Origin of the sequence: Nakamurella sp. (genome assembly GCF_044224575.1) — a bacterium.
Classification (GTDB): domain Bacteria; phylum Actinomycetota; class Actinomycetes; order Mycobacteriales; family Nakamurellaceae; genus Nakamurella.
The window spans coordinates 24,919-51,606 of sequence record NZ_JBGAKE010000020.1 but is presented as its reverse complement, the minus strand read 5'-3'; the positions used below and the strand labels follow the sequence as shown (position 1 = coordinate 51,606).

General features: G+C 70.5%; 21 protein-coding genes. 14 read left to right on the top strand and 7 right to left on the bottom strand.

Translation table 11 applies throughout. The annotated features are described in order from the left end of the window. Positions 1-349 precede the first annotated feature (349 nt). Positions 350-823 carry an RDD family protein gene (locus ACILSK_RS19365; protein ID WP_395728820.1) on the top strand — a complete coding sequence of 158 codons (474 nt, stop codon included), beginning with the start codon at positions 350-352 and terminating at the stop codon, positions 821-823. On the opposite strand, the gene ACILSK_RS19360 is transcribed toward ACILSK_RS19365, so the two are convergent. Together ACILSK_RS19360 and ACILSK_RS19355 are read right to left on the bottom strand one after the other, a co-directional pair. Beyond that, positions 758-1,078 (bottom strand): hypothetical protein, encoded by a 321-nt coding sequence (locus tag ACILSK_RS19360; protein ID WP_395728819.1) that lies wholly within the window; start codon positions 1,076-1,078, stop codon positions 758-760. The two genes, ACILSK_RS19365 and ACILSK_RS19360, sit on opposite strands and share 66 nt — an antisense overlap. Positions 1,079-1,092: 14 nt before the next feature. After that, complete coding sequence (locus ACILSK_RS19355; RefSeq protein WP_395728818.1) at positions 1,093-1,308, bottom strand: hypothetical protein; 216 nt, start codon at positions 1,306-1,308, stop codon at positions 1,093-1,095. Between the two features lie 364 nt (positions 1,309-1,672). Here ACILSK_RS19355 and ACILSK_RS19350 point away from each other — a divergent pair, with 364 nt between their 5' ends. The 9 genes from ACILSK_RS19350 (at position 1,673) to ACILSK_RS19310 (ending at position 16,294) form a co-directional block, all read left to right on the top strand. Then, entirely contained in the window at positions 1,673-4,273 is a 2,601-nt protein-coding gene (locus ACILSK_RS19350; RefSeq protein ID WP_395728817.1) for a LuxR C-terminal-related transcriptional regulator, read from the top strand. Positions 4,274-4,448: 175 nt separating this feature from the next. Further along, complete coding sequence (locus ACILSK_RS19345; RefSeq protein WP_395728816.1) at positions 4,449-6,791, top strand: MMPL family transporter; 2,343 nt, start codon at positions 4,449-4,451, stop codon at positions 6,789-6,791. Between the two features lie 83 nt (positions 6,792-6,874). Next, positions 6,875-7,687, top strand: coding sequence for a hydroxyethylthiazole kinase (gene thiM, locus ACILSK_RS19340; protein ID WP_395728815.1), 813 nt, complete (start codon positions 6,875-6,877; stop codon positions 7,685-7,687). Positions 7,688-7,692: 5 nt separating this feature from the next. Further along, positions 7,693-8,376, top strand: a complete 684-nt coding sequence (thiE, locus tag ACILSK_RS19335; protein WP_395728814.1) for a thiamine phosphate synthase — start codon at positions 7,693-7,695, stop codon at positions 8,374-8,376. 150 nt (positions 8,377-8,526) lie between these two features. Further along, the gene (locus tag ACILSK_RS19330) at positions 8,527-9,420 is read left to right on the top strand and encodes a universal stress protein (protein ID WP_395728813.1); all 894 of its coding nucleotides are present in this window, start codon (positions 8,527-8,529) and stop codon (positions 9,418-9,420) included. Between the two features lie 159 nt (positions 9,421-9,579). Next, positions 9,580-10,929: a class I SAM-dependent methyltransferase gene (locus ACILSK_RS19325; protein WP_395728812.1), complete on the top strand. Its 1,350-nt coding sequence runs from the start codon at positions 9,580-9,582 to the stop codon at positions 10,927-10,929. 3 nt (positions 10,930-10,932) lie between these two features. Further along, on the top strand, positions 10,933-12,132 hold the full coding sequence (locus tag ACILSK_RS19320) for an alpha/beta hydrolase family protein (protein ID WP_395728811.1): 1,200 nt from the start codon (positions 10,933-10,935) through the stop codon (positions 12,130-12,132). A 63-nt stretch (positions 12,133-12,195) separates the two neighbouring features. Then, positions 12,196-12,618, top strand: a complete 423-nt coding sequence (locus ACILSK_RS19315; protein WP_395728810.1) for a response regulator transcription factor — start codon at positions 12,196-12,198, stop codon at positions 12,616-12,618. 253 nt (positions 12,619-12,871) lie between these two features. Next, positions 12,872-16,294 (top strand): hypothetical protein, encoded by a 3,423-nt coding sequence (locus ACILSK_RS19310; protein ID WP_395728809.1) that lies wholly within the window; start codon positions 12,872-12,874, stop codon positions 16,292-16,294. Positions 16,295-16,412: 118 nt separating this feature from the next. On the opposite strand, the gene ACILSK_RS19305 is transcribed toward ACILSK_RS19310, so the two are convergent. The 4 genes from ACILSK_RS19305 to ACILSK_RS19290 all read right to left on the bottom strand — a co-directional run bounded on the left by ACILSK_RS19305 (position 16,413) and on the right by ACILSK_RS19290 (position 21,428). After that, positions 16,413-18,404 carry a hypothetical protein gene (locus ACILSK_RS19305; protein WP_395728808.1) on the bottom strand — a complete coding sequence of 664 codons (1,992 nt, stop codon included), beginning with the start codon at positions 18,402-18,404 and terminating at the stop codon, positions 16,413-16,415. A gap of 4 nt (positions 18,405-18,408) precedes the next feature. Further along, positions 18,409-19,722, bottom strand: coding sequence for a sensor histidine kinase (locus tag ACILSK_RS19300; protein ID WP_395728807.1), 1,314 nt, complete (start codon positions 19,720-19,722; stop codon positions 18,409-18,411). A 24-nt stretch (positions 19,723-19,746) separates the two neighbouring features. Beyond that, positions 19,747-20,496: a DUF998 domain-containing protein gene (locus ACILSK_RS19295; protein ID WP_395728806.1), complete on the bottom strand. Its 750-nt coding sequence runs from the start codon at positions 20,494-20,496 to the stop codon at positions 19,747-19,749. A gap of 251 nt (positions 20,497-20,747) precedes the next feature. Further along, the gene (locus ACILSK_RS19290; protein ID WP_395728805.1) at positions 20,748-21,428 is read right to left on the bottom strand and encodes a response regulator; all 681 of its coding nucleotides are present in this window, start codon (positions 21,426-21,428) and stop codon (positions 20,748-20,750) included. Between the two features lie 585 nt (positions 21,429-22,013). On the opposite strand from ACILSK_RS19290, the gene ACILSK_RS19285 reads away from it, so the two are divergent. From ACILSK_RS19285 to ACILSK_RS19270, 4 genes are read left to right on the top strand one after another with little or no spacing between them, the layout of a single operon-like run. Further along, positions 22,014-22,697 (top strand): energy-coupling factor ABC transporter permease, encoded by a 684-nt coding sequence (locus ACILSK_RS19285; RefSeq protein WP_395728804.1) that lies wholly within the window; start codon positions 22,014-22,016, stop codon positions 22,695-22,697. Beyond that, positions 22,694-23,029 (top strand): PDGLE domain-containing protein, encoded by a 336-nt coding sequence (locus ACILSK_RS19280; protein WP_395728803.1) that lies wholly within the window; start codon positions 22,694-22,696, stop codon positions 23,027-23,029. Before ACILSK_RS19285 ends, ACILSK_RS19280 begins: the two co-directional genes overlap by 4 nt. A gap of 3 nt (positions 23,030-23,032) precedes the next feature. Next, entirely contained in the window at positions 23,033-23,803 is a 771-nt protein-coding gene (cbiQ, locus tag ACILSK_RS19275; protein ID WP_395728802.1) for a cobalt ECF transporter T component CbiQ, read from the top strand. Further along, on the top strand, positions 23,800-24,537 hold the full coding sequence (locus tag ACILSK_RS19270; RefSeq protein WP_395728801.1) for an energy-coupling factor ABC transporter ATP-binding protein: 738 nt from the start codon (positions 23,800-23,802) through the stop codon (positions 24,535-24,537). The genes cbiQ and ACILSK_RS19270 overlap by 4 nt, the downstream gene beginning before the upstream one ends. A gap of 91 nt (positions 24,538-24,628) precedes the next feature. Here ACILSK_RS19270 and ACILSK_RS19265 read toward each other — a convergent pair whose 3' ends face one another. Then, the gene (locus ACILSK_RS19265) at positions 24,629-25,378 is read right to left on the bottom strand and encodes a L,D-transpeptidase family protein (protein WP_395728858.1); all 750 of its coding nucleotides are present in this window, start codon (positions 25,376-25,378) and stop codon (positions 24,629-24,631) included. Between the last annotated feature and the right edge of the window lie 1,310 nt (positions 25,379-26,688).

Here is a 26,688-nt window from a genome sequence, read left to right as displayed (position 1 = left end):
GGACGACGCCATCGGGCAGTTCGTGGGCCGGATGCTGGGCCGTCGCCGCCAGCTCGACGGCTCGCCGATCGGACCACCACCGATCGATGAGTCACCCGTCCTCCACCGCACGTCGACGAACGGGCGCGCGCTGCCGCCGAGCGATCGGAGCGGGCCGCAATGAGCGAGCGCCAGCGCGTGAATCCTGGTTACTCACGCCGGCCCGGCCCTTCCGCTGCGGTCGGGCGTGCGGGGCGTTCCGGGAGGGTGGGCCGATGAGCGAGCGCCAGCGAGCGAATTATCAACGCTCTCGTCGGTCCGGCCGAGCCGGCAGGGCCGAGCTAGCGAGGCGTTCCGGGAAGGTCGGCCGATGAGCCGTCCGATGACCGGGCACAACACCGGGCAGACGGAGCAACGGCCGGCGGGCATCGTTACCCGTTCCGCATCCGCCGGCATCGACCTCGCCGTCGTCATCGTCGTCAGTTCGATGGCCTACCTGGGTCTGGTGCTGGCCAAGTTGGTGTGGTCGCCGACCAACTTCACCTGGCCGACCGTCCCGGTCTGGCTCACCATCGCGTTCGGGTTCGGCTTCTCGGTGCTCTACCTGACCGTGGCCTGGGTGACGACCGGACGCAGCTATGGCGGCTATGTGATGGGCCTGCGAGTACTGACGAACGGCAATCGCAAGCTGGGCTGGGCCCACGCCCTCGTCCGGGCGGGGTTCTGCGTCTTCTTCCCCGTCGGCTTGGCCTGGGTCATCTTCAGCCCGAAGCGCCGGTCACTCCAGGATGTCGCGCTGCGCACCACCGTCGTCTACGACTGGCACATCGCCACCGACCTCTGAGCGAGCGTCCGCGAGCGAGGCGCCCCGGTAGGCGGGGGGCCACGCCGAATCAGGGCGCACGCAGATCTGCAGCCGCTGCACGATCAGGTTGAAGGTCTGGATCAGTTCCAGCAGCCGGTCGATCTCCCGCCGCTCGGCGGCTGTGCCATGCAGCGTCCGTCCCGACCGTTGCTCGAACGTCTCCATCTCCGGCAACGCCGACCGGACCACCGAGCCGACCTGACCCGCAACGTGGAACTCGTAGATGGCCGCCATCGTCAATCAGCCGGTCACTCGTTGGTCTCGCCGATGCGGCGGACCTCGATCAGATCCAGGCCGAGGCTCTGCAGCCGGTTGATGATTCCGTGCAGCGCAGCCTGGTCGGCCACCGGACCACGCATGACGGTGCGAACCGGAACGACCTCCACCGAGAAGTTCTCGACCTCGTCGAGAACAGTGTCGGGCAACTCCCCGGACACGCTGATCTCGTACTCGAGTGTCGACATGCGTTCCTCCCGAACCCTGTTGCCTCCCGGCACCCGAGGGGATTCCCTCGCTGTCCACAGACCAAGCGCCGACGGTCCCGATCGTCTCCTGGGAGTGGCGAGGCCCGCGTCACCCCGACCGGATGGTTGACCCTCCGGGTCGTGGTGTGGAAGTAATGCAGATCCGACCGGATCTCACTGAGCGTTCATAGAATGGGCCACAGCTCGCTGTACGCTCCTCCAGATCAGTGAGTGCGAAAATCGTAGAAGTCGGTTAGTTGCGTTATGCCGTATTCGTATCGGCAGGCGTCAAGGGCTATGAGGGTGATGAGGGTTGTCGACGGCCACGCATACGCGATCGACCGCGGCAGCGACGCTCCCTTCGTTGGTCGAGGGCGTCCGGCGGCAGCGCCTGGACGCGATGCTGGACCGCGGACTGGACCACACGCTCACCCTGGTGAGCGCCGGACCCGGGTTCGGCAAGACCCTCACTGTGGCTTCCTGGGTCCGGCGACGGCAGAGCGATCACGCGATCGGCTGGTTGGCCCTTGACCAGACCGACGACTCTCCGCACAGCTTCTGGTCGGGTCTGTTGGCCGCGATCCGGGCCAGCGGTGCGCTGCCCGACGGGAGCGCGCTCAACGATGTGATCCCGGCCAGCGTGTTCGGCGCCCGGGAGGTGGACATCGTGCTGGCCGGGCTGGCCGATCTGCGCCGGCGTCTGGTCCTGGTCCTGGACGACTTCCACCTGATCAAGAACCCCGAGGTGCTCGCCTCGGTCGGCCTGTTGCTGGAGCGACCGCCGGCCCGACTCACGCTGGTGCTGATCACCCGGTCCGATCCGGTGTTGCCCCTGCACCGGGTGCGGGTGGCGGGCCAGCTAGTCGAAATCCGGAGCCGGGACCTGGCGTTCAGCCGCCCGGAGGCCGCCGAGCTGTTCGCCATCGAGGGCTTCCGGTTGCGCGACGACCAGCTCGACACCCTCTACGCCCGCACGGAGGGGTGGGCCGCCGGGTTGCGGCTGGCCGCCATGTCTCTGGACCCCGACGACGTGGATGCGAGCGTGGAACGGGTCACCGGCAGCGACCGCGCCATCGCTGAGTACTTGATCGGCGAGGTCCTGCAACGGGTTGCGCCCGATGAACGAGAGTTCCTGCTGCACACCAGCGTGGTCGACCGCGTCTGCGGCGACCTGGCCGACGCGATCACCGGCGGCACCCACGGCCAGCAGCTCCTGGAACATTTGCAGGCGACCAACACGTTCGTGACGGCGCTGGACACAGAGAACCGGTGGTTCCGGTTCCATCCACTCCTGCGGGATCTGCTGCGGCACCGGTTGATGCTCGAGCAGCGCGACGGCGTTCCCGAGTTGCATCGGCGCGTCGCGGCGTGGCAGGCCGCCCATGGCGACCCGATCGAGTCGGTGCGCTCGTCGATCAAGGCGGGTGACTGGGACCGGGCCGGCCGCACGATGCTGGCCTGCATTCCGCTGATCCTGTCGGTGCAGGCTCCTGCCCTGGCCAAGGCGATCGAGCCGATGGTGCGTCGGGCCAACGAGAACCCCGCACTGTTCGAGCTGCTGGCGGCCTCGGCCTTCCACATGCAGCGCCGGGACTACGGCTCGATGAGTCGGGACACGGCCGAGGCCCGGCAGTACCTGGACGCCGCGCCCGCCGACCTGCGGGGGACGGCCACCGTGGTGCTGGACCTGTTCGACCAGGCGGCCTGCCGGATGAGCGGCAACTCGGCTCGGCAGATCGAGCTGTGCCGAGGCGTGCTGCACATGCTCGATCAGACGCCCCGTCGCGAGATCCCGTTGGGCCGGCACTTCCGCGCGGTCGCCACCGGCAACCTCGGCGTAGGCCAGCTCTGGACGGACGACATCGACGCCGCCGACCGGTCACTCGCCGACGCCGATCAGCAGCTCGGCGATCTCGGCATGGAACTCGCCGTGTTGAACACCTTGTCCTACCACGCGTTGCTGGACGCCATGGTCGGTCGGTGCCGTCGGGCGGAGCGTCGCGCGCGGGTGGCGCTGGAGAACGTCGACCGCCGGGGGTGGGGCTCCGAGATCCAGGGAATGTCGCTGCACCTGGCGCTGAGCCTGGTCCTGGCCGCTCGTGGCCACACGGACCAGGCCGCCAAGGCGGTCGCCAGAGGGCTGGCCGGGACTGCCGGAACCCACACCGATCGGGCCGTCCGGTTGGGGCTGGCCATCGCGGCCGTCGAAGTGGCCGTGTTGCGCGGCGACGGCGCGGCGGCGCTGGAAGCGGACTCGAGGGTGCGGGCCGGCATCGCGCGGACCCCAGGGACCCCGATCCGGATGCGGCGCTGGGCCGACGCAGCCGGTGCCTCGGCGATGATTCTGGACGGGCGACCGGCCGAGGCGATCGACCGGTTGGGTGAGCTTGCCCCGGACCGCGGGTTCTCGGCCGCCTGGCAACGGGTCTGGCTGGCCCGCGCCCTGCTGGACACGGGCGCGTTGCACCGGATGGATGGCGTCCTGCGCCCGCTCACCGAACCGGGCTGGCAGTACCGCGAGCCGGTGGTGTTCGCCCGGCTGCTGCTGGCGGTCCTCGCCGAACGCCAGCACCGGGACGGGGTCGCCCTCACCGAGCTGACTGCGGCCGTCGAGCTGGCCCAGGCCGAGGGAATCCGCCGACCCTTCCTGATGCTGGGCGATCGGCTGACCGGGATGCTGCGGCGTTACCTGGTGCTCGACGGGGCGCACCCGGCCTTCGTGACCGGCCTGGTCGGCGAGGCCCATGAGCCGCCGCGCGAGAACGGTGGTCTCGAACATCTCACCGAGCGCGAGCTGATCGTCCTCAAGTATCTGCCGACCATGCTCAAGGCGGGTGAGATCGCCGACGACCTGTTCGTCTCGGTGAACACGGTCAAGGCCCATCTCCGATCGATGTACCGCAAGCTCGGCGTGAGCAACCGCCGCGAAGCGGTGGAGCGGGCCCGCGCGCTCGGCCTCCTGTAGGCGGGCCGCCCCGGCGCCGGAGGGCCGCCTTGCCCGGCCGGGGCGGAGCTGGCGACCCGGGGCGCGACCGGCGTCATCCGCCCATACTTGCCGCATCGGCATCCGAATCGGAGCGGGCACCGGTATGCCGGCAGATGCGGTAGGAAACTGGACCAAACAGTGGAACGGACACTCAATGCCCATGCACGGACCCGAACCTGATCTCGACGCGCCGGGCGACGAATCGACGCCGGCGCGCGAGCCGCGCCGGCGGTCCGCGGTGCTGCGCGCGGTCGGCCTGATCGCCGTGGTTGTGGCCTGGCTGGCGATCGCCGGGCTGGGCGGCCCGGCCATCGGGTCGCTGTCCTCGGTGCAGTCCAACGATCAGGAATCATTCCTGCCGGCCGGCGCGGAATCGGTCGCGGCGACCGAGGCGGCGCGCGCGTTCGACGACTCCGGTCAGCTGCCCGCCTTCGTCGTCTTCACCACCGCCGACGGCGCGACGGCCACCCCGGACCAGCTCGCCGCCTGGCAGGCCTTCGCCGCCGCGCTGGCCGGCCAGCCGGTGTCCAGCGCCAAGGGCACCGATCTGGGCACCGTCGGCGACTTCCTGGTCGACGGGACGGGCGGCCAGGCCGCGCCGATCCCGGTGATCCCGGCGCAGGACGGGCAGGCCGCGCTGGTCATCGTGCCGCTGTCCGAGGAGAAGGTGACGACCGTCGGAGCCGACGGCAAGGACCCGCTGACCGACGTCGTCGATGCGATCCGCACCTCCGCCGAGGCCACCGTGGCCGACGCCGGGGCCGGCGGCGAGGTGCACATCACCGGCCCGGCCGGGCTCATCTCCGACCTGGGCGCCGCGTTCGCCGGGATCGACGGGCTGCTGCTGCTGGTCGCGCTGTCGGCCGTGCTGATCATCCTGTTCCTGGTCTACCGCGCGGTCGCGTTGCCGTTCGTCGTGCTGTTCACCTCGATCAGCGCGCTGGCCGCGGCCGGCGGGGTGGTCTACCTGCTGGCCAAGAACGGCGTCCTGGCGCTCAACGGCCAGAGCCAGGGCATCCTGTTCATTCTCGTGGTCGGCGCCGCGACCGACTACGGGCTGCTGCTGGTCTCCCGGTACCGGGAGGAGCTGACCAAGGTCGACTCCACCTGGACCGCGATCAAGCGGGCCTGGCGGGCTTGCCTGGAGCCGATTGCGGCCAGCGCCGGCACGGTGATCATCGGCCTGCTCTGCCTGCTGCTGTCCGACCTGAACTCCAACAAGGGCCTCGGCCCGGTCGGCGCCATCGGCATCGCCTGCTCCTTCGTCGCCGCCCTGACCCTGTTGCCGGCGCTGCTGATGGCCGGCCGCTGGCTGTTCTGGCCGCGGGTCCCGCGGGTCGCCGAGCAGGTCGGCGGCACGCACGCCATCACCCACCGCAGCAAGCCCGGGATCTGGGAGAAGGTCGCGGTGTTCGTAGTCCGCCGCCCGCGCCGGATCTGGATCATCACCGTCATCGTCTTGGGCGCGCTGTGCGCGTTCGTGCCCACCTTCAAGGCGTCCGGCACGGCCCAGACCGATGTCTTCCTCACCGATGTGGACTCCATCGCCGGCCAGGACGCGCTGTCCGAACACTTCCCCGGCGGATCGGGGAACCCGGTGGTCATCATCGCCCCGGAGTCGGTCGCCGCCGACGTCGTCGAAGCGGTCGGCGCGGTCGACGGCATCTCCGGCCAACCGCAGATCCTGACCGCCGCCGGCACCGGCCCGCAGGCCGCCGGCGCCCCCCCGCTGGTAGTCGACGGGAAGGTGCAGATCCAGGCGACCCTGTCCGCCGCGGCGGATTCGGAGGAGGCCGAGGCCACCGTCCGGGCCGTGCGCACCGCGGCCCACGCGGTGCCGGGCGCCGACGGGCAGGTGCTGGTCGGCGGGACCACCGCGATCCAGGTCGACACCAACGACACCTCGTCGCGGGACTTGACGGTGATCATCCCGGTGGTGCTGGTGGCCATCCTGTTCGTGCTGATCCTGCTGCTGCGCTCGCTCATCGCGGCGTTGCTGCTGGTCACTGCAACCGTGCTGTCCTTCGGCGCGGCCCTGGGGGTGTCGGCCCTGATGTTCAACCACGTGTTCGACTTCCCCGGCTCGGACCCGGCGGTGCCGCTGTTCGCCTTCGTCTTCCTGGTTGCCCTTGGCGTGGACTACTCGATCTTCCTGATGACCCGGGCCCGGGAGGAGGTGGCCTTCCACGGGCCGCATGACGGCATGATGCGCGGCCTGGCCGTGACGGGCGGTGTGATCACCAGCGCCGGCATCGTGCTGGCGGCCACCTTTGCCGCGCTCGCCGTCATCCCGATCCTGTTCCTGGCCCAGATCGCGTTCATCGTCGCGTTCGGCGTGCTGCTGGACACGTTCGTCGTCCGCACCCTGCTCGTGCCGGCCACCGCGATCGACATGGGCTGGTTCACCTGGTGGCCGATCCGGCCCAAGCCGACGAAGCATCAACTGGCGCAGCGGGAACACCGGGCGGTCGACGACCGGACACCCGCGCGGCAGTAGCGCCCGAGGCCCGCCGGCGCGGCGATCGGCCGGCCGGCCGACCCGCACCCGCCGGTCGCTGCGCCGAGTCGTACTGTCCGGGCATGACCAACACCTCGAGCATCGGTCCCGGCGACTGCGCCGACGCCCTGGCCACCTTGCGCGAGCGGTCCCCGCTGGTGCAGTGCCTGACCAACATCGTGGTCGCCCAGTGGACGGCGAACGTGCTGCTGGCCGTCGGAGCCGCGCCGGCGATGGTGGACAACCCCGAGGAGGCCGGCGCGTTCGCCCGGATCGCCGGCGGCGTGCTGATCAACCTCGGCACTCCGTACGCCGACACCACCGCCGCGATGGAGCAGGCGGTGGGCGCGGCGTCCGACGCCGGCACCCCCTGGGTGCTGGACCCGGTCGCCGCCGGAGCCCTGGCCTGGCGCACCGAGATCGCCCGCAAGCTGCTGTCCGACAGCCCGACCGTGTTGCGCGGCAACGCCTCCGAGGTGATGGCGCTGACCGGCGGGGCGGGCGGCAAGGGAGTGGATTCGGTCGACACCCCGGAGGCCGCGCTGGACGCCGCCGTCGAACTGGCCGGACTGCACGGCACCGTCGTGGCGATCAGCGGGCCGGTCGACCATCTCACCGACGGCGCGCGGGTGGTCAAAGTGGCCAACGGGCATCCGCTGCTGACCAGGGTCACCGGGGTCGGCTGCGCGCTCGGTGCCATGATCGCCGGATTCGCTGCCGTGCTGGACGACCCCCTGGTGGCCGCAGTGGCGGCGACCGCGACGTTGACCGTCGCTGCCGACGCGGCCGCGTCGTCGCCGTCGACGGCCGGTCCCGGATCGTTCGCCGTTGCCCTGCTGGACCAGCTCGCCACGCTCACGCCGGCCGAGCTGGCCGCCCGGGTGCGGCTGAGCTGATTTCGGTGCCGCGGCCGGTCGATCTGACGTTGTACCTGGTCACCGACACCGTGCTGTGCGGAACCCGCGGCGTGGCGGCCACCGTCGATGCCGCGGTACGCGGTGGGGTGACGGTGGTGCAGGTGCGCGACCCACGGGCCCCGGACGACGAGCTCATCCGGCTCGGACGGGCGGTGGCCGCGGCGCTCGCCGGTACCGGAGTGCCGCTGATCGTGAACGACCGAGTGCATTTGGTGGAGGCGATCGGCGCGGACGGGGCGCACGTCGGGCAGGGGGACCTCGATCCGGTCGCCGCCCGCTCGCTGCTCGGCCCGGCCGCGATCCTCGGCCTGTCCGTGCAGACCCTGGCCCACGTGGATGCGGCCGCCGCGCTGCCGCCGGGCACCGTCGACCACCTGGGTGTCGGTCCCGTCTGGTGGCAGGCCACCAAGCCCGACGCCGCCGACCCGGGCGGGCTGGACACCCTCGCCGCGATCGTCCGGCGCAGCCCGATGCCGTGCGTGGCGATCGGCGGGATCGACGCGGGCCGCGCGGCCTTGGTGCGGTCGACCGGCGCGGCCGGGGTGGCGGTGGTCAGCGCGATCTGCGGAACCCCCGATCCGGTCGCCGCGGCCCGGCGGGTGCGCGCCGCCTGGGACGGCGCCGACGCGCCGACCGCCCCCGTGGGTGCGGAAACTCGGCCGGCCTGAGGGCGGCTGATGTTCCGCAGGTCTGCCCGGCCCGGTCGGGTGAGGACCTTCGTCCCTGGCCGCGAGATCGGGGCGGGCGGAGGCTGAGGTCAGGACGTCCGACGAGTCCAGATCACAGGCCGGGCGGTCGTCCGGACGAGGAGTTCGACCATGACTGGGATCCGGTCGCAGATTGTCGTCGGGCTGGACGGATCACCCGAATCGTTGACCGCCGCGCGCTGGGCCGCCCACGACGCCCGGCTCCGCGGCCTGTCGCTGCACCTGGTGCACACGTACAGCATTCCCGCGGTGGGCATGATCGGGTACACGGTCCCGACCGCGCTGACCGACGGCCTGTACGCGACCGGCGAGCAGATCCTGGCCGATGCCAGGACCGAGTTGTACGCCGCCCACCCGGATCTGGAGATCACCGACCGGCTGGTCCAGGCCGACCCGCGGCCGGTCCTGGTGCAGGCGTCCCGGGGGGCGGCGCTGACCGTGGTCGGCACCCGCGGTGGCGGCCGCATTCCCGATGTGGTCCTCGGATCGGTCGCCGTGCACGTGGCCGCCCACGCGCACTCGCCCGTCGCCGTGATCCCGAACGGTTCGGCGGCCCCGTCCGGGGCGGACGGGCCGGTGCGGCTCGGTGTCGACGGATCGCGGATCAGCGAGGCGGCCGTCGAGTTCGCCTTCGACGAGGCCGATCGCCGGCGCGTGCCGCTGCAGGCGGTCATCGTCTGGGACGACGCCGACCTGCGCGGACTGGTCGCCGCCGGGACGCCGCTGGACCTGGTGGAGGACGGCAAGGAACATGCCCTGCTGGCCGAGCAGTTGGCCGGCTGGCGGGACAAGTACCCGGACGTCGTCGTCGAGCCGGTGGTGCGGCGTGGGCGCGCGGCCGAGGCCTTGCTGCGGGCCGACGCCGCCGGACCGGACCCGCAGATGATCGTCGTGGGTAGTCGGGGCCGTGGCGGCTTCGCCGGACTGCTGCTCGGGTCGACCAGCCACAGCCTGATCGGGCACAGCCGGTGGCCGGTGCTGGTCGTCCGCCCGCACGCCCGCTGACTGGGCAGTGACCCGGCCGAGGCCCCTCGTAAGGTGCCGGTCGGGCCGAAACCGCGGCGCCGCCGCCGATCCCGACGCAGCGATTCAGGCAGCGATGCCTGAACCGCCGACGGCTGGCGGCGCCGCACCACCCGGCGGTTGCCGGTCGGTCGCGTCGTGATGCACTCGACCCCTGCGGGGCGTCGTGCGCCCGCCCGATCGACAACCGCGGAGGTCACGGTGCCGAACACCCCCGCCGAGCGGATCGCCGCCGTCGCTGCATCCGTGCTCGGTGGCCCGCTGCCCGTCCGGATCCGGGCCTGGGACGGCAGTGAGACCGGTCCGGCCGGAGCCCCGACCCTCGTCGTGAGCCGCCGTGGGTTGCGCCGGCTGGTGTGGTCGCCGGGCGAACTCGGCTTGGCCGAGGGGTACGTCACCGGCGACCTGGACGTCGACGGCGACCTGGCCGAAGGCCTCGCCGCGATGTGGTCGGCGACCCGCGACGGAACGCTGCGCCGGCCGCGGTTGCACGTCACCGACTATCCCCGGCTCGCCGCCGCCGCGGTCCGACTGGGTGCCGTCGGACCGCGACCACCCCGCCCCGGTGCGGAGGCGCGGCTGCGCGGCGGAAAGCACACCCGCGAACGCGACCGGGCGGCGATCGCCCACCATTACGACCTGTCCAACGAGTTCTACGAGCTCCTGCTCGGCCCGACGATGTCCTACTCGTGCGCGTACTTCACCGGCGGTCCCGGCCAGCCGGTGGACGACGCGCAACGGGCCAAGCTCGACCTGATCTGCCGCAAGCTGGGCCTGGGCCACGGCCGCCGGCTGCTCGACATCGGCTGCGGCTGGGGATCGTTGGTGCATCACGCGGCCGAGCACTACGGCGCCGAGGTGGTCGGCGTGACCTTGTCCGGTGCCCAGCACGACTACGTCACCAAGCGGGTCGCCGACGCGGGCCTGGCCGACCGGGTGACCGTCCGGCTGGCCGACTACCGCGAGCTGATCGGCAGCCCGACCGACCGGGGCGCGTTCGACGCGGTCAGCAGCATCGAGATGGGCGAGCACGTCGGCGACGGTGAGTACCCGGTCTTCGCCCGCATCCTGCACGACGTGCTGCGGCCCGGCGGCCGGGCGCTCGTGCAGCAGATGTCCCGGGCGAAGTCGCACTCCGGCGGGGGCCCGTTCATCGAGACCTACATCGCCCCCGACATGCACATGAAGCCCGTCGGGACCACCGTCTCGATGCTCGCCACCGCCGGCCTGGAGATTCGTGACGTGCACGCGCTGCGCGAGCACTACGGCTGGACGGCGCAGGGCTGGTTGCGCACGCTCGAGGAGCGGTGGGACGACGTGGTGGCGATGATCGGCGAGCAGAGCGCCCGCATCTGGCGGCTGTACCTGATCGGCGGGGGCCAGGCGTTCGCGCAGAACCGGATGGGCGTCGACCAGATCCTGGCCGTGCGCCCGGACGAATCCGGCGCGGCCGGCCTGCCGCCCACCCGACGCGGATGGGACGGGGACTGACCGATGGCGAAGGTCCCGACGGTCGCCTTCGGCAATGCGGACTACGACGGCCAGTTCCAGCGGACCCTGCTCGCCTCGTACGCGGGGTTCGCCGACCTCGGCGAGGCATTCGCGACCGCAAGGGAGATCGGCAAGCCCGACGCCGAGCGCTGGTACAACGCGTGGTTCGGCCGGGCGGAGGCGGTCCGTGGGATCGCTGAGACGGCCTCCGCCGCCGGCGATCGGGCATCGGCCCGCAGCGCCTACCTGCGGGCCGCCGAGTACTACCGCCAGTCCTACTTCTTTCTCCGCAGCGACCTGGCCGACCCCAGCCTGCACCGCGCCTACGCCGCCCAGGTCGCCGCGTTCACGGCGGCGATCCCGCTGCTCGACCTGCACGTGGAGACCCTCGCGGTGCCGTTCGCCGGGACCACTCTCAAGGCGTACTTCTTCGCCCCGGACGATTCCGGCACGCCCCGGCCGACCGTGCTGGCCCCCTGCGGGTACGACTCCACCGCCGACGACGGGCTGGTCTACCTGACCGGTCCACTGGAGCGGGGCTACAACGCCGTCGTCTTCGAGGGACCCGGCCAGGGCGCGGCCCTGTACCGCGACCGGCTGTGGATGCGTCCCGATTTCGAGGTCGTCCTGTCGCCGGTGGTCGATCTGATCGCCGCCCGCCCCGACGTCCGAGCCGATCAACTGGTGCTCGTCGGGCGGTCGTTCGCGGGCTATCTGGCGCCCCGGGCGGCGGCATTCGAGCCGCGCCTCGCGGCCCTCGTCTGCGACCCGGCCCAGCCGGACATGGGCACCAAGATCCCGTCGGGCCTGGTCGGCACGGTCGCCCCGGCCGTCGTCAACGCGCAGATGCGGATGAACGCCGACCGACGGGAGTTCTTCGGCGCCCGGATGGCCGTGCACGGGCTGACCCGGATCTCGGACTACTTCGCCGAGTTGCGCCGGTACACGATGCTGGACGTCGCCCACCGGATCACCTGCCCCACCCTGCTCGTCGAGTGTGAGGGCGACTTCGTCGGCGGCGGCGGACCCGAGCTGCAGAAGGCGATGACGGGCACGGCGGCGACCCTGCTGAATCTCACCGCCGCGCAGGGTGCCGGCGGGCACTGCGGGGCGATGGGCCAGCGGGTCTGGAACCAGGTGGTCTACGACTGGCTGGCGACGACCCTCGGCCGCGATCGATCCGGTGGCCCGGCCGGGGGTTGACCGCCGCCGACGGTGCGGCCAACCCCCTGTCGACGGGCCGGCGGCCGCGCATGATCGATAGTGGTGATCGAGCCGAAGCCGGTCGAGGAGGTGATCGCCGTGGCGGAGCCGGACCCGCGGGTGCGCGTGCTGATCGTCGACGACCAGCGACCGTTCCGGGCCGCCGCCACCGCGGTCGTCGAATCGATCGACGGGTTCGAGGTGGTCGACGCGGTGGAGACCGCCGAGCAGGCCATCGACGGGATCGAACGCACCGGCCCGGAGCTCGTCCTGATGGACCTGAACCTGCCCGGGATGGACGGGGTCACCGCCAGCCGGCTGCTCCGGGAGCGGTACCCGGAGATCATGGTGGTCTTGCTGTCCTCCTACGACGAGGCCGAGTTCACCGACCTGATCAGCGACTGCGGGGCGAGCGCCTACGTGCCGAAGGCCTCGTTCGGCCCCGAGCGGCTCGAGACGCTCTGGCGGGAGCGATCTGGTCGGTGATCACCGGGCGACCTCGCGCCGAATTCGACAATCCTCATTGCCAGGAGGCCTGCTGGTCGATGGCTGGTGGCATCGCGGCAGACCTATCAGTCGAATCACCCAAATAGAAACAAATCGCCGCAGAGGCGCGCCTTATGGTTCGCCCGCGATCCTCGCGGGCTACCAATACGGCAGGGAAAAAGAAGGTGCGGCAACCGCGTGAAGCTTCCTACAATGACTGGCACGGAGTATTCGAGGCATACTCGGGGGCGAAATGAAGACAGTCGATTCGGGAGGCAAGGTCGTCTCCGGCGAAATCCGCGAAGGGTACGACGGATTCATATCCTACAGTCATAACGAACGGGATCGCCGGGCGGCGTTCGCTGTCAGGCGAGGACTTGAGCGGTACGCTAAGCGCTGGAACCAGCGACGGGCGCTCAAGATATTCCATGACGATCAATCCTTGTCGGCCAACCCCGACCTTTGGACGACAATTGAAAGTCAGTTGGCGCGGGCGCGTTGGCTGATTCTCATCGCCTCGCCCGAGGCGCGTGCTTCTTCGGGGGTGCGCAGAGAAGTCGGCTGGTGGTTGAAGAATCGATCGATCGAGACCATTCTTGTGGTGGTAGCGAAGGGTGAGATCATAGAAGATGATCGAGATCAAGGTGTTGACCTAGTCGCTTCGAATGCCCTTCCCGATGTGCTTGCCCGCGCCTATTCACGGGTGCCGCTGTGGCTGGACGCTCGATGGACCTCGTCGGAGAGTGACCCGAGGTTGCTGGAGGAAAAATATCTTCGGCTGGTAAAGGATCTTGCTCCGACATTGCATGAAAAGTCCAAGGAGGAAATGTCGGGTGACGCCGATCGGGAGCACCGCAGGACTCTACGGGTCACCCGAGGCGCGATTGCGCTCTTGGTTGGTTTGCTCGTGCTTGCCGTCGCCGCGGCCGCGCTGGCGGTAGTGCAGCGAAACATTGCGGTCGCGGAGAACAGGAAGGCGTTGGCTCGGCAACTCGCGGCCAGCTCGAACGCGCTTCTGGACAGCGATTTGGGTTTGGCCAACCTGCTCGCGGTGCAGGCCCATCAGCTTGACAACAATCCGCAAACGAGATCCGCGCTGGTACGCGCGCAACACTCGAACACTTCGCTGGAGCGCTTTCTCGCATTTGCCGACCGGGTGAACGCTCTCCAAATGGCCGATGGCGGCCGAATTGTTGTGGCTGGCCTGCGCAACGGGGAATTGATCAGGCGACGGGTCGACGCGACCGAAACAGCGGCCCTGTCGACTCTGCCGGCGCCGGTTGTCGCGGTGGCATCGGACGCCGATGGCGCCGTGGTGGCCGGGACCGACGGCACCGAGATCGTCGCATTCAAGCACGAAACACAGCTGCTTCATGTCCAAGCACCGGAAGGACAAGACGCCAAGCTGGTCAAGGTCGATCCAGCCGGGACCATGATGGTTGTTCAGACGGAGCCCAACGATCTGTCCAGCGCTCCGCGTCAACTGCTGGTGTACGACCTCAAGGGCGGCGCGCCGACGTCGATGCACTTGTTGGGATTGCGTCCGCTCGATATTGCCTTGTCCGGCGACGAACTGACCGTCCTCGATCCGTCCAGCTGGCAGCGTCTGAAACTGTCGGATTGGACATCCGTGTCGGGTGGGAATCTGGAGAACGGTGTGCATCAGAAGGCCGCCGGGCTCTCGCGCAACGGTGAGTACTTCGCCAGCATCAACGGAGTGACCGATGCACCGGACCTGATTCCGGTATGGAGTGCGAGTGCGGATTTCGATCCGCGTCGGCCGCAGGGCAACGCCTTTGCTCCGATTGAGGTGCCTACCGAGCTGGCCATCAGCCTGGATGGCCGTTCACTCGCGGTCAACGATAGCGGTGTGATCTACGTGTCTGATGTAGGCGCCGCCGGGGCCGATCGTCCGACTGCGATCGAACTCAATGGCGCCCGAAATGTCAACGTCGGTACCTTGCAATTCGTCGGCGATACGCGCCACCTTGCCGCAGCCTCGGACGACAGGGTCGTCCTGTGGAATCTGGATCAAGCCTCCCGATCGGTCCGGCGCATCGACGTCTCGGTGGAGGGATCGTGCAATGCGTGCCCGCTCCCGGCCCTCGCGGTCAATCCCGACGAAGAGTCCGTGGCGGCCGTGGGCTCGACCGGGACGATCGTCGACATAGCAAACCCGAGCAGCCCGGCCGTCTTCGACGCATTGGGGTTTTCGGTCGGGCCCAACTTGTTTTGGGATGAGCCCGGCGACAACCTCTATCTGCCCTCGACGAGCGACGCGGCGAGCCCGCATCCGGGTGTGACGCCGATCCGTCTTCCCAAGCACCTGGATGGGCCGGAGGATTCGAGCGTCGTCATTGCGTCGAGCATGCTGAATGACCGGGAGATCGCCGCCGTCGATGATCTCGCGAGGATCTACATCGTTGACGTCGGTTCCCCGAACGCCGTGCAGGTCCGCCGGGCCCAGGTCGAGACGACCGACTTCAACCGGGTTCCCTACGATGGCGTCGCGATCGACCCCGCGACGGAGCTCGCCGCGATCGTTTCGCCAACCGGTTCCACGAGCGTTGTCGATATTCGATCAGGGACGACCGAGCATGTCATCGACAGCGAGCAGGCGCAGTCGGTTTCCTATGCCGGCGGCCGACTGCTGGTGCAGCGAAGCGACGGCGCACTCGAGATATGGGACAAATCCGGCCGCGCCCTTGAACGAACAATCGCAGCCGACTCAAGGTATCTGGTGACCACAGGCAGTCCGAGCGGATCAATTGTCGTTCGACAACGTACCGATTCATCTATGATCCTTAGTGATCTCGAATCGGGCTTCACCTTGGCCGTCCTGCCGCCTGGGGACCGGCTCGGTCGCAAGACTCGCGCTGTCTTCGGGCCGGATGGCCAGCGCCTGTATATCGTGACGGAAGCGGTATTCGCGGCCAACGGTCGTGGACGTCCAGGGATTCTTGAGATTGTGGACCTTTCGGACGGTGCGTTGATCAGCGGCGCGTGCAGGTTGGCCGGGCGGGCACTGACCCAGCGCGACTGGGACGGCGTCACCGGAACCGAGCCTGCGGACGACACGCTTGCCTGCTCGGACCAATTCGTTGACCAATCATCGACGACGCCTCGAACATCAACTCTTATCGCGAGTCAATCGGCATCGGCATCGACGGCGTCCGCGCTCGCGGGAACGTCGGTGCCGGCGCAGGGGTCCGAGTCTCGCACATCGTCGGTGTCGGCCATGGTGGTGGCCGCACCGAGTCAATCGACTTCCGCGCTGCCAGGGACGGCGCCAGCGGGCTCGGTGACGACCGATGACGGTGCGGTCGGTTGGTCAGGGGCGTTCGACACTCCGGACGGCAACATGGGTTGCGTGCAGAACATCGCGCAGTACGAAAGCGGTGGGGTGGTCTGCTTCATGTGGCAGCAGGACTTCCCGGCGCTTGGCTGTGAGAACTTGGCGTTTACGACCGTCTACCTCGAGTTGTACGGGAGCCCCAAGATCAGCGGTTGTGGGACCGACCTGCTGACTGAATTTCCGGATCGGGAGACCCTTCCCTACGGATCCGCTGTTGTCATCGGCGGCGTCCGGTGTTCGGTTGAACCAGGTGATCTGGTGTGTATAAATTCTGTGAATCGAGGGTTTGCATTGAATCGAACGCGCTATGAGCCGCGCTAATAATGGGTGGTGCGGTGAGCCGGGCCCGGCTTTGTGGTGACGCCGAGCGACTGACATGATCGCCCTGGCTCGCGGCCGATCGGTGCCCGAGCGGTACCGGGGCGAGTTGTCGCTGAATTCACTGGGCGGCGCGGACGTGTGGGATCACCGCGTATACCCATGGTCCGTCGATGGTCAGCGCACCGTCCAGGGCAGCGATCCGGTCCCGGACGCGCAGCCACCGGTCGGGCGAGCGGTCCGAACCCGACACCTGCCCGGTCAGCGCTCCGTCGACGACGGCCAGCCGGACGGTACCGGGCCGGTCGCCGGGGACCAGGTCGACGCAGAACAGGTACGCGGCCGCCTCGACGTCCCGGTCCAGTCGCTCGTCGGGTAGCCCGGCCAGGTCCAGGACGACTTCCGGTGAACGCTCGTAGGCGGCGAACAACGCCGGCGCCAGCCCGCGCCGCTCGAGCAGGGCGGGAAACACCCCGCGCACCACCGTCCGGAGCTCGGACAGGGCCGCCTCGACGTCGTCGATCGCGCCGGCCACCGCGTCCGGTCCGGCACTCTCGAGGCCATCCCGGGCGGACCTCAGCATCGGCACCACCCGTTCGTCGATGTCCGCGGCGAACCGTTCGCGGGCTTCGTCCTCGGCCCGAACCAACCGGCGGCGCGAGCGTTCGAGCTCGGCCGACGACGACTCGACCTGGGCGACCCGCTCGGCCACCTCGGCCTCGAGCAGCGCACCCCGGAACGCCACCCCGGCCTGCCGGCCGATGTCGTCGAGCAGGGCCCGCTCGAACGGTCGCAACCCGCGACCCGCCGGCACCTCCACGCTGACGCAGCCGATCGGTTCACCGAGATCGGTCACCGTAGTGGCATGCTCGACCGACCGCGTCGCCGGGCGGGCGTTCGGCCGGGCCCAGGTGGACGTCACCAGCGGATCGTCGGTGGGGCCCACCGTCGCGACCGCCCGGACCGCGCCGACGGCGCGACCGGCGATCTCCGCGACCAGGGCCGGGACTGCCGCCGGGCTGGGCCGGTTCGCGAGCTCCTGGTTCAGCCCGGTGAGCGCCGCGTAGGGCGCGGCCCGGGGTCCATAGACGAGCCGGTCGGCCCACCGCAGGACCCGCCGGCGCAACGGTTGGAAGGCCGCGGCGACGAGCGCGGAGGCCACCAGCGACGGCCAGTACAGGTCGGAACCGGACGCCCCGAACGCCGACAGGGCCCAGCCGATCGTCACGACGACCGCGATGTACCCGGCGGTGACGAAGACGCCGAGCACGGCCAGCACGATGGCCCGGGACAGGATGATGTCGATGTCGTACAGCCGGTACCGCAGGATGGCGATACCGATGCTGACGGACACGAAGATGTAGGCCAGATAGATGGGCAGGACGGTGTACCAGGGCGCGGCACCCACCGTGAGCTGCACGGCCACCAGCAGTGCGTAGGTCGCCGTCAACGCCGCACCGGAGGCGGCCAGCCAGAGCAGCTGCTGGCGGCGCTCGCCGGTGGCGACCTGGAGCCGGCGCCACACGGCCACCGCGCCGAGCCCGATCGCCACCGCCATCGCGACGCTGCTGGTGATCAACACGGCGACGGCCGCCGGACCCATCTCGGCCGGCTCGTCGCCCACGAAGACCGCGGGCGGGAAGGTCAGCAGGACGACGTCCTGAGCGAGCAGCGCGCCGATCGGCACGAGCGGGGCGTACCGCCACCGCCGGGACGGCAACCGACCTTCCGGCGCCAGCAGGTAGATCAGGGCCAGGAAGGCCACCGTGAAGAACGCGCCGAACAGCTGGGAGCCGAACAGCACCCCACGGGGGATGGCGTCGGGCCGGCCGGTCGTGATCAGGGTGAACACGACCGCCTTGCACGCGAGGCCGAATGCGTCGCCCAGTTGGCCGGCCGCGAACAGCCACCCGACCATGTTGCGCGGGTAACGGCTGATGATCAGGGCGCCGACCGCCGCGCCCAGCACGGATCCGATGGCCAGCAGCGGGAATCCCTGGTCGACGAGAACGTCGTAGGACCAGAACGACACGCCGGAGCCGAGCAGCGCGATGCCCTGAGCCACGACGCAGAGGCAGGTCGCACCGAACATGATCCAACCGAGGCGACGCACGCGGTCACCGCCCATCGGGGGTGGGCAGCTCGAAGCTGATCCGGGTGCCCCGGCCCGGGGCGGACGAGACGGTCAGCCGGCCGCCGATCGATTCGACCCGGTCCCGGATGTTCGCCAGGCCACGTCCGGCCGTCGTCACGTCGGTGTCGAAACCAACTCCTTCGTCGGAGATGTCGGCCTTCACCAGTCGGTCGAGCAGGTGCACGTCCACCTGGATCCCGCCGGCCGCCGCATGCTTCGAGGAGTTCTGCATCGCCTCCAGCACGCCGAAGTACAGGGTTGCTTCGAGATCACTGGAGAACCTGGGGATCTCGTCGACCGTGAGCGTGGCGGGCACCGGGCTACGCCGCGCGGCGGCCCGGAGCGCCGCGACCGGTCCCTGTTCGGTCAGGATTCTCGGGTACAGCCCGCGGGCGAGCTCCCCGAGGGTCTCCACGGCCGAGTCGAACGCTTCGGCCTGGGCGTCGAGCACTTTTCCGGCGCGCTCAGGGGCCCGGGCCAGCAGCGTCTGCACCAGGCGCAGGTTCACCAGCAGCGCAATGACCTCCTGCTGCGCGCCATCGTGAATGTTGCGTTCCAGCCGCTGGCGTTCCGCGTCCTGCCGGGCGAGCAGGGCCCGCCGGGCGCGGCGCAGGTCGGCCGAACGCTGCTCCAGGTCGTCGATCCGCCGCTGCAACTCGACCCGTAACCCGGCGACCCGCAGCAACAGGCCGGACTGCGCGGCAACTCCGTCGACCAGCCGGCGCTCCGTCGTGGTCAGACCCGGGCCGGCCGGCATGACCACGATCAGCCGGCCGAGTCGCTCGCCGCGATCCCGGACGTCGAATTCGTACCGGGCGGGCTCGCCCGGTGGGCCACCGGTGACCCCGGAACGGTCGGTTTCCCAGAACGCCGCCGCCTCCAGTTCGCCGTTGACCGTCACCCAGACCTCGGTGTGCTCGGCGCCGGTGCTTTCGCCGACCACCGCGGCGATGCGCCGAGGCAGGTCGACGACCGCGGTCCGGCCGCCGATGGAGTCGAGGAAGCCCGCCAGCACCTGGGCGCGCGAGCGGTCGTCCGCGTGGGTGAGCCGGCCGATCAGCCTGCGGGTTCGCCGCCGAACGGGTTCGAAGGCGAGGGCGACGACGGCGGTGACCACGACCGAGGTGGCCAGGCCGGGCGGACCGGTGCGGCCGAGCAGCCGCTCGATCCCGACCGCGGCCGTGTATGCCAGCACCACCAGTACGCCCATCACGAGCGCGGTCGCGAGCCCCAGGCCTCGGTCGCGCCGGGCCCGGTCGACGGCCCGGGTCGCGACCGAGGATGCCGTTTCGGACATTCGATCAGCATCCCCCATGTCGGTTCACCGCGATATGACGGCGCCGGCCCGCCGGCCGGCCCGCAGCAGGGCGATCGCGGACATCGCCAGCAACGCGATCTGCGCAGCACCGGCGACCCGCTGCAGGATGCCGGGCGGCAACATCAGATCGGGCAGCCCGAGCACCCCGGGCAGCCGGTTGGCGATCAGTGCCGCCGACAACCCGCCGGCCAGCAGGGCAACCGCGCTCAGGGCGGCCGCCGGGGGCCGGGCCGGGTCGCCGGCCCCTCCCGTCCGGCGCAGCCACCGGGCCAACCGCCAGCCGGCGATCGGCAACGCGGCGAAGACCACCGCTCCCGCGTAGAGGTGGATGTTCGACGAGACGTCCTGCGGGGTGCCGCGCAGGTTCGTCGGGAACACCGCGGCGACCACCAGCGCGGCCGCCCATATCTGGAGCAGCACCCGGATGCCGCGGGTTCCGGGGACTGAACCCAGACCGTGGGCCAATGCGGCGGCGCCCACCGCAAGCGCCCCGGTGGTCAGCGCGAACAGCAGCGTGCCGTGCGGCAGCGAGACGACGTAGTCGCTGATGGTCCAGCCGGACGGCTCGATCGGGTCGGTCGCCGACAGGTGCAGTGCGGTGATCGGCGGCACCGCGGCCGCCGATCCGGCCACCGCACCCTGGGCTGCGCGCTCCAGGTGGGTCCGCCGCGGCCGGTCCACCGTCGCGGCGGTCGCCGCCGGCGCGGTCGTCGTGGTCGGGGCGAAGGTGGCGGGGAATTCTGCGACGCTCATTGTCGGTGCCTGCTTTTCGCTTCAATGGTGGAAAGCCGAACACCGACGACGCTATTGAATGGCGAATCCGCAGGTCAGAGTGCTATCCGTGCAATAGCGATCGAAAATCGCCGGAATAGGGGCGGACGTCCCGGCTATTTCCGGCGGTCATTCTGCGGCGGGGATTCGGCCCGCCACCGGCCGTCGTGGGGTCAGCCGCCACCGGCCGCGGGGTTGCCCGCACCGCCGGGGGCCCAGGATTTCGGGAGGGGTCAGCGCTTGCGGCCGGTGCTGCCGGCTTCCAGGAACGCCAGGACGGCCATCACTCGGCGGTTGTTCTCGCCCTCGTCGACCAGGCCGAGCTTCTGGAAGACGACCCCGATGTGCTTCTCCACCGCGCGGTCGGACATGAACAGGGTGCGGGCGATCGCCGCATTGTTGCGTCCGGCGGCCATCTCCGCGAGGACCTCACGCTCCTTGTCGGTCAGGTCCTGCAGCGGGGACTTCGCCTGCCGGGCGCGCTGGAACAGCATCCCCTCGACGACCTTCGGATCCAGCGCGGAACCGCCGCGACAGACGTCCTGCAGCGCCCGGACGAGCTCGTCGACCTGCGAGATGCGTTCCTTGAGCAGGTAGCCCAGGCCGCCGACGCCGTCCGAGAGCAGGTCGAAGGCCAGATCGTCCTCCGCGTACTGGGACAGTACGACCACGCCGATCTGCGGAAACTCGGATCGGATCCGCTTCGCTGCCTCGATACCTTCGGCGGTGAAGGTGGGCGGCATCCGGATGTCGGTGAGCACCGCGTCGGGTGTCAGCTCACGGACCGCCTTGAGCAGCGACGCCGGGTCGCCCACCGCGGCCACCAGGTCGATCTCGTCCACCTCGGCGAACAGCGCGCTGGTGCCCTCGCGGACCAGGTAGTTGTCCTCGGCGAACACCACACGCAGCGCCACGATGGGGACTGTAGACCCCGTGCCGCCGGCGGGATCCCGGAGCGTCGTCGCCGGGACCCCACGGCACCGCCGTCGCGACCCGACGGCACCAACGGGTCGGTGGCGGATCCGTAGCCATCCGATCACGCAACGGCTCCGAACACCGGCGGGGCGGAGCCGGTTCCCGACCGCGGTGTGAGGGGGCCGCAGGTCGGGAACCGGTTTGCCTCGTCGTGCCGGCGGCCGTCGGTGGCTGCGGTCGTCCCGGCGGGGAGCTCTCGGCCGTGGTGATGCCGGCAGATCGACCGACGGCCCGGCCGGCCGTGAGCGGGAGCGCCGCGACTGCGTCCCCGAACGAATCGGTGCCACCTGCGCGGTCGCGGTGTCGACGCCCGAACCACATCGGAGCGACTGAGCCGATGAACAGATCTGGGTCTACCATCCTCGCATTGCCGACCTCCCGGGCCGCCGTGGGCGGGATGCCGGTCGGGTCCTCGCTCCGCATGGTCCGGCTCGACGAGTCGGCCCCGCATCACAGGTCGTCGTCCAGCATCGCCCCGTCCATCTCGACAGTCGTTGCATCACCAGTCGCCCCAGGAGTGCCGGATGCACATTCCCGACGGTTTCATCGACGCCCCGACCTCGATCGTCGGCGGAGTCGTCGCGGTCGGTCTCATCGCGGTGTCGATCAAGAAGGCCGGTGACACGCTGGATGACCGGCAACTGCCGCTCGCCGGGCTCGTCGCCGCGTTCATCTTCGCGATGCAGATGATCAACTTTCCGGTGGCCGGCGGCACCAGCGGACACCTGCTGGGCGGGTGTCTGGCCGCCGTCCTGGTCGGGCCCTGGGTGGGCAGCCTCGCCATGACGGTCGTGTTCATCGTGCAGGCGCTGGTGTTCGCCGATGGTGGGCTGACCGCCCTGGGCCTGAACATCATCCTGATGGGCTACACCACCTGCTTCGTCGGATACGGCCTGTTCGTGCTCCTGCGCACGATCCTGCCGCGCAACAAGTCCGGCGTGAGTGTGGCGGCGGCACTCGCCGCCTGGTGCGGGGTGGTCGCGGCGTCGCTGGTGTTCACGGGCTACTACGCGGTCGGCGGCACCGGGGGCGCGTCGGTCGGCACGGTCGCCGTCGCGATGATCGGCGTGCACATGGTGATCGGAATCGGCGAGGCGGTCATCACCGGGCTGACGGTCGGTGCGGTCATGGCCACCCGGCCCGACCTGGTCTACGGTGCCCGCGACCTGCGCCCGGCTCTGCTCACCGACGGCGAGCCCCTCCGTTGACCCGCCGTTCGGTCACCGCATTCGTGCTCGCCGGCCTGGGTGTTGCCCTCCTGCTCGCCCTCGTGGTCAGTCATTTCGCCAGCTCCGAGCCGGACGGCCTGGAGCGGGTGGCGATGGACCAGGGCTTCGCCGATACCGCCACCGGGCACGGCGCCGCGGGCAGCCCGCTCGCCGACTACGGGGTCAGCGGCGTCGAGAACGGCTGGTTGTCCACCGGGCTGGCCGGCGTGATCGGCGTGCTGCTGTGCTTCGCGCTGGGCGCGGGGCTGATCTTCGCGATCCGCCGGACCCGCCGGCGGCCGGCGAACCCGGCGTCCGAACGGCAGCGGTGAACCATGGGCGGCGGACACGGGCACTCGCACGTGCTGTTCGTGCACGCCGACTCCGGAGTGCATCGACTCGCACCGGAGTGCAAGGTCGTCGCGACCGTGCTGTTCGTGCTCGCCGTCGTCGCCACCCCGCGGGAGGCGTTCTGGGCATTCGGCGTCGACGCCGCCATCCTGATCGCCGTCGCCCTGGTTGCCCGGGTGCCGCTGCTCGGCTGGGGTCGCCGCTGCCTGATCGAGGTGCCGTTCCTGTTGTTCGCGGTGTTTCTGCCACTCCTGGGCACCGCCCCGTACATCCAGGTCGGGCCCCTGACCCTGTCCGAACCCGGCCTGTGGGGCGCGTGGAACGTCGCCGTCAAGGGCACTCTCGGGGTGGCCGCGTCGGCGCTGCTGACTGCCACCAGCACCGTGCCCGACCTGCTGCGGGCGCTGGAACGGTTGCGGGTGCCGCGGCCGTTGGTAGCCATCGCGACCTTCATGATTCGCTACGGCGAGGTGCTGTCCGCCGACCTCGCCCGGATGCGGATCGCCCGGATCTCCCGGGGTGACGACCCGCGCTGGATCTGGCAGGTCCGGGCGCTGGCCCGGACCGCCGGTGCGTTGTTCGTCCGGGCCTACGAGCGGGGCGAGCGGGTGTATGTGGCGATGCTGGCCCGTGGTTACGGGTTCGGGCCGGCGGTGCCTGCGGTGGAGCGGGCGCCGGGCCGGGCGTGGGCGACCGCGCTGGCGTTGCCCGCGGCGGCCGGACTGGTCTGCGCCGCCGCGCTGGCGACTGCATGACCCCCGCGGGGACGCTCGAGGTGCGCGGCCTGGCGTTCGCCTACCCCGACGGGCGGCAGGCGCTGTTCGGGGTCGATCTGTCGGTGGCGCCGGGGGAGCGGGTAGCGATCCTCGGCCCGAATGGCGCGGGCAAGACGACGTTCGTGCTGCACCTGAACGGCACCCTCGGCGGGGGCGCAGGCAGCGTCACCGTCGACGGCCTGCCGGTCGGCAAGGCGACGCTGAAGGAGGTGCGGCGACGGGTCGGCATCGTCTTCCAGGACCCGGACGACCAGCTGTTCATGCCCACCGTCCGCGACGACGTCGCGTTCGGCCCGGTCAACCTGGGTTTGCGGGGGGCCGAGCTGGACGACCGGGTCCACCGGGCGCTCGCGTTGACGGGGATGTCGGACGCTGCCGACCGGGCCCCGCACCACCTGAGCTTCGGTCAGCGCCGCCGGGTGGCGGCCTCGACCGTGCTGTCCATGGACCCGACGATCCTGGTGCTCGACGAACCGTCGTCGAACCTGGACCCCGTGGCCCGCCGCGAGTTCGCCGATATCGTGCTCTCGCTCGGGTTGACGACGCTCATGGTCACCCACGACCTGCTCTACGCCCTGCAGCTCTGCCCGCGGTCGGTGATCATGAACGCCGGGCGGATCGTGGCGGACGGGCCGACGGCGGAGATCCTGCGGGACGCCGACCTGCTGGCCGCGAACCGGTTGGAGCTGCCCTTCGGCTTCGTGATGCCCTGACCGTGGCTGGTGCCGTCCCACATCCCGGTGCCCGCCCCCGCCTGGAAGGGGCGCGTCCGCCCGGAGTCCGGCGTCGGCCGGCTCGCGCCGATCAGTACGGCGGGGCGCCCCACACGTAGACCTTGTCGCCGACGGACAGGGTGTTGAAGAACGTCGACGAGGCGTCCCAGGACAGGTGGATGCAGCCGTTCGACTGGTCGTACAGGCTGCCCTGGTGGAAGGCGATGTCGCCGTCGAAGAACACCGAGTTCGGCATCGGCGCGTTGTTGAACAGCGACGACTTGTGGTTCTTGTCCTTCCAGAACACCGAGAACGTGCCGGTGCGGGTGCGGGACCCGGCGGCGCCGGAGGTGATGGACACCGGCCCGTAGGTGATCTGGCCGCCGGACTGCAGCCACGCCTGGGTGTTGGCCAGATCGACACAGGCCGAGGCGGTTGCCGGGCAGGGGTTGCTCGCCTGGGCGGCGGCCGCGCCGGCCGCGTTCGGGTTGGCGACCGGTTCCTTGACGGTCAGCGTGGCGGAGGCCGTGTCCGGCTGGAATCGCACGTCACCGGCGTAGGACACCGTCACGGCGTGGTCGCCCGCGGCGACCGCGGACGCGACGCCGGTGATGATGCCCTTCTCGTTCACCGCGCCGGACGCGATCTGGCTGCCGTCCACCGTGATGGCGGCGTTGCCGCTGGGGCTCTGCGGGGTGCCGACGACGTCGGCGGTGACCGTGATGACCGGGGGTGGGGTTGTCGGTGAAGGAGATGACGATGTCGACGTCGGTCTGCGTGGTGGTGACGGAGAACTGCCTCGACGGAGGCGTTGCTCGTAGCCGGTATAGGGCGGCGGCAGTGTTGTAGACGTCGAGGACGACGACCCTCGGCGACCACCGTCTCGCCGTCCAGCACGGTCACGTGGCCGGATAGGTCGGTTGCGCCCGGGGCCGCGACCGTGATGTCGAACGACTCGTTGTCGCCGTACCGGATGGAGTCCTTCCCGACGCCCGCGGTGATCGATGAGACCGCCTTGGCGACGGCGTAGCTGGTCGTCCCCTGCGCCGGGGTGAACGCGGTGCCATCGGTGGGGGTGAATGCGGCGGCGATCGCATGGTCGCCGACGGCCAGGCCGGCCGGGAGTGGCACGGTGGCGGTGTCCCCGGCGACCGACGCGGAACCGGCGGCGGCGCCGTCCACGGCGTCGGCGGTGACGCGGCGGAGCCGTCGGCGACGTGGTGGTTGACGTCGAGGTGAACTCGACGAGCCCGACGGGGCAGTGGACGTCGTTCGCGCCGCAGGCGGCGACGCCTCGCCGCGACGGCGGCGGTGATGCTTCGTCGGATGCCGCGCACGGGCACCCTCAAGGTTCGAACTTCGTGATCGGCCGCGTCGTGCCGCGGGCGGTATAGACGGCTTGCGGCCGACGTCGGCGACGTGACGCGTACACGTCGGACGTGCCCGGGGGTCGGCGTCACCCTCGGCGACCACCGTCGGCGCGGTCCGTGGTGGTGACACGTGGCTGCGCGGTCGGACGCCTCGACGGCCGGCGACCGTGTAGCGGGAAGGTCGCATAGGGCCGGGGTCGGGCGGATGGAGACCGAGGACGACGCCCGCGGTGATCGGCGTCCCGCCTTGGCGACGGCAGTCCAGCACGGTCGTCCCCTGCGCCGGTTGCGCCCGAACGCGTGCCATCGAGCGCCGGCGGCGATCGTCATGGTACCGGACGGAGTCCAGCCGACGCCACGGTGATGGTGAGACGACTTGGCGCGGCGAACCGGCGGCGGCGCCGTCCAGGGTGAACGCGACCGCACCGGCCACGGCCCGCCCGTCGGCGGCGGACCTGCGCGTGCACGGAGCCGCCGATCGGCCACCGGTGAGGGTCATGGCGGTGTCCCCGGGAACCGGCGGCAGCTGCCGACGTCGAGGCGACCGCCAGGCCGAGCCCGACGGCGGCGGTGACCTGCGCGTGCACGGAGCCGTCGGCGATGATCGTCACCATGCGGCGACCGGGTGCGACCGAGGAGAAGTTGCGGTCGACCGCGACGGCGGCGGAAGATCAGCACGGTGGACGCCCAGCAACCCCCTCAGCGAGGTTCGAACTTCATGGTGGCACGGGCCGGCACGCAGACGCCGGTGACGGCGGATCGCGTTCGGCGAACCGGTCGG

Excerpts from the sequence above, each read along its gene's own strand:
- ACILSK_RS19365 (WP_395728820.1), top strand. The coding sequence starts at position 350 with ATGAGCCGTCCGATGACCGGGCACAACACCGGGCAGACGGAGCAACGG.
- ACILSK_RS19360 (WP_395728819.1), bottom strand. The coding sequence starts at position 1,078 with ATGGCGGCCATCTACGAGTTCCACGTTGCGGGTCAGGTCGGCTCGGTG.
- ACILSK_RS19355 (WP_395728818.1), bottom strand. The coding sequence starts at position 1,308 with ATGTCGACACTCGAGTACGAGATCAGCGTGTCCGGGGAGTTGCCCGAC.
- ACILSK_RS19345 (WP_395728816.1), top strand. The coding sequence starts at position 4,449 with ATGCCCATGCACGGACCCGAACCTGATCTCGACGCGCCGGGCGACGAA.
- thiM (WP_395728815.1), top strand. The coding sequence starts at position 6,875 with ATGACCAACACCTCGAGCATCGGTCCCGGCGACTGCGCCGACGCCCTG.
- ACILSK_RS19330 (WP_395728813.1), top strand. The coding sequence starts at position 8,527 with ATGACTGGGATCCGGTCGCAGATTGTCGTCGGGCTGGACGGATCACCC.
- ACILSK_RS19325 (WP_395728812.1), top strand. The coding sequence starts at position 9,580 with ATGCACTCGACCCCTGCGGGGCGTCGTGCGCCCGCCCGATCGACAACC.
- ACILSK_RS19320 (WP_395728811.1), top strand. The coding sequence starts at position 10,933 with ATGGCGAAGGTCCCGACGGTCGCCTTCGGCAATGCGGACTACGACGGC.
- ACILSK_RS19310 (WP_395728809.1), top strand. The coding sequence starts at position 12,872 with ATGAAGACAGTCGATTCGGGAGGCAAGGTCGTCTCCGGCGAAATCCGC.
- ACILSK_RS19300 (WP_395728807.1), bottom strand. The coding sequence starts at position 19,722 with ATGTCCGAAACGGCATCCTCGGTCGCGACCCGGGCCGTCGACCGGGCC.
- ACILSK_RS19295 (WP_395728806.1), bottom strand. The coding sequence starts at position 20,496 with ATGAGCGTCGCAGAATTCCCCGCCACCTTCGCCCCGACCACGACGACC.
- ACILSK_RS19285 (WP_395728804.1), top strand. The coding sequence starts at position 22,014 with ATGCACATTCCCGACGGTTTCATCGACGCCCCGACCTCGATCGTCGGC.
- cbiQ (WP_395728802.1), top strand. The coding sequence starts at position 23,033 with ATGGGCGGCGGACACGGGCACTCGCACGTGCTGTTCGTGCACGCCGAC.
- ACILSK_RS19270 (WP_395728801.1), top strand. The coding sequence starts at position 23,800 with ATGACCCCCGCGGGGACGCTCGAGGTGCGCGGCCTGGCGTTCGCCTAC.